This is a genomic window from Alcanivorax xiamenensis (assembly GCF_009846745.1).
Taxonomy (GTDB): domain Bacteria; phylum Pseudomonadota; class Gammaproteobacteria; order Pseudomonadales; family Alcanivoracaceae; genus Alloalcanivorax; species Alloalcanivorax xiamenensis.
Genome location: NZ_AQPF01000101.1, coordinates 1 through 2,451, shown reverse-complemented (window position 1 = coordinate 2,451; position 2,451 = coordinate 1). Strand labels below are relative to the sequence as shown.

The following is a 2,451-nucleotide window of genomic DNA, read 5'->3' as shown; positions in this document are numbered from 1 at the left end:
CCGGGCCGCCGCTGTCTCCCGCTCCGTTGGCGGCGGCTCTACGGGGCAGCGTGGAGCACAGCGGCTTGTTCTACGAATCCCACCTGGGCCAATGGTTTCGCGGTGAACGTCCTCTGGCGGCCTTGCGGGCGGAGCCGCAAATGCGGCTGGCGCCGGGGCCGGCCGCCACGCCCGGGCTTGTCCCGGCGCCGGGACCCGCCACGATCAGGGGGGCGGAGGGCATGGTAATTACTGGTATCGGGGAAACGGATGGGGAGCCGCCAGTGGCCGCTGCCGCCGGGCAACGTCATGTCGCCACCGTGGAAGAGAGTGTGCAGCCGGTGGTACGTCACCAACTGGAGTTGCTGGCGACGCCGGTATTGCGCTGGGAAGGTGACCTTTGGTCGGGGTTGTTCGCCGCGTTGCTGATACAGGCTCCGCCACGGGAGTCCCGAAAACCCCCCGCCGTTCCGGCGAGGAGGAGGGAACCTGGCGGTCGCAATTGGAAGTGAGCACCGAAGCGCTCGGCGAGATCCGGGTACAACTGTGGTTGCGGGAAGACCGCTTGAATCTCCAATTGACGGCACCGAGGGAAGAAACCTTGGTGTGTCTGCGCGCAGGAGAGTCGATGCTGCGGGACCGCCTCGAGGCTCTGGGGTTGCGGGTCTTGGTCAAGGTGGCGAAGCCTGATCCGGAGCAAAACGCCGATGAGTGAGGGGAGCGATACTTCGCGCCGCCGGGCGGTGGCTCTGGCCTATCGGGAAGGCGACGGTGCCCCGAGGGTCATGGCCAAGGGCTACGGCGACCTGGCCGAGCGGCTGGTGGAAGAGGCCCGCCGCCATGGCGTCTTCGTCCATGGCGCGCCGGAGCTGGTGGCTTTGCTGATGACCGTCGATCTGGACCAGCGTATTCCCGAAGCCCTGTACCAGGTGGTGGCGGAGTTGCTGGTCTGGGTCCATCAACTGGAGCAGGATCCGCCTGGGGAGCAGACCTGAGGAACCCCTGAACACCTTGTTATTCCGGGCTTACCCCCCTTGCTTCATCCCGGGTTTGACCCGGGTTCTCCCTCTACCGGTTGTATGACCTGGTAGAGGGAAATGCCGGATCGAGTCCGGCATGACGTTTCTCGGTGGCTCTCTAAACCCAGCCGGTTCGCCGCCGTTTCCCGCATTCTCCCGCCTCTATCCTGAAAGAAGTTGAAAGTTTGAAATAATTCAAAAGTGGTATGTGAAATGTATCACTATTTTGGTACTTTAGTGTGATGCTTGTCACGCTAAATGCTTAGTCGTGGACGAAGGTCCCGACTCAAAAGCCCACCGGAACAACAATATCACCGGTGCCGATGAGCAGGCTCCCGCCGCCCATCGAAACGATGCCGGCCGGCGGGCAAGACGGATGGAACGGGGGATCGGGAGTCCTCGGCCAAAGCAGGTCAGGGACTCTCTCGGTACGGGTACCGAAGGAGCAAGCGCAACAATGAACGTCGACAACATACTGAATGAAATTCAGGATCTGAATCTGACCTATCTGCTGCTGGCACAACGCCTGTTGCAGGAAGATTACGCCACCGCTTTGTTTCGTTTGAAAATCGACGAGTCCATGGCGGAGGTGCTGTTGTCCCTCTCCGCGCGTCAACTCAGCCGTCTGGCGCGTACCAACCAGTTTCTGTTCCGACTCGGGTTGGATGACGCCGGCCAGTTGCAGGCGTTGACCAATCACAAGCGTGAACAGGGGCTGGGGCAGACCCATGCCGCCTTGTTGATGACCGCCACCGGCGATGCCGTGGCCGCGCGGCAAGGGTGAGTCATGAGCGAAAAGAGTCTGGTTGGCGAGATGCGGCAGGTGCAGCTTGCTATTGAGCTGATTGAACTGGGCGCCCGGTTGCAAGTGCTGGAATCAGAGACCGAGCTCAGTCGTGGCCGGTTGATCCGTCTGTACAAGGAAGTACGGGGCATGTCGCCGCCGAAGGGCATGTTGCCGTTTTCCACGGACTGGTTCATTACCTGGTTGCCGAACATTCACTCGTCGTTGTTCTACGGCTTCTTTCGTCACCTCACCGTGCATCAGCGGTGCGGGCGTATGGAAGGGTTCGTCAAGGCCTACCGGCTTTACCTGGAGCAAATGGCGTTGGATGGCGCCGAGCCGGTGCTGGGGCTGACCCGCGCCTGGACCCTGGTACGTTTTTTTGAAAGCGAAATGTTCGAGCTATCCGCCTGTACCTGTTGCGGAGGGCATTTCGTCACCCATGCCCATACTCCGACGCAGAATTTCGTCTGTGGTATTTGTCAGCCACCGTCGCGGGCGGGCAAGACCCGGAAACGAGCCCGGAGCACGGGACCGCTGCTGGACGACGGTTCGGTGTCGGCCTCCTACGCCTAGCAGGCTACCCACAGCGGCTTCGTGGCACACTCTGTGGGAGCCAGCTTGCTGACGAATAGGGTCTCCGGCGTTGCTCCATTCGCTTGCAAGCAA

At 61.4% G+C, this 2,451-nt stretch carries 4 protein-coding genes and 1 pseudogene; all 5 read left to right on the top strand.

Annotated features, from left to right (window positions below):
- Positions 1-491: pseudogene (locus A6D6_RS21530) on the top strand (hypothetical protein); the annotation flags it as partial.
- Positions 488-694 carry a flagellar hook-length control protein FliK gene (fliK, locus tag A6D6_RS21525; RefSeq protein WP_236564211.1) on the top strand — a complete coding sequence of 69 codons (207 nt, stop codon included), beginning with the start codon at positions 488-490 and terminating at the stop codon, positions 692-694. The pseudogene A6D6_RS21530 and the gene fliK, both read left to right, overlap by 4 nt.
- On the top strand, positions 687-974 hold the full coding sequence (locus A6D6_RS21520) for an EscU/YscU/HrcU family type III secretion system export apparatus switch protein (RefSeq protein ID WP_133491396.1): 288 nt from the start codon (positions 687-689) through the stop codon (positions 972-974). The genes fliK and A6D6_RS21520 overlap by 8 nt, the downstream gene beginning before the upstream one ends.
- Positions 975-1,455: 481 nt before the next feature.
- Positions 1,456-1,782: a flagellar transcriptional regulator FlhD gene (flhD, locus tag A6D6_RS21515; protein ID WP_133491395.1), complete on the top strand. Its 327-nt coding sequence runs from the start codon at positions 1,456-1,458 to the stop codon at positions 1,780-1,782.
- Positions 1,783-1,785: 3 nt separating this feature from the next.
- Entirely contained in the window at positions 1,786-2,358 is a 573-nt protein-coding gene (gene flhC / locus A6D6_RS21510) for a flagellar transcriptional regulator FlhC (protein WP_133491394.1), read from the top strand.
- Positions 2,359-2,451: the final 93 nt, after the last annotated feature.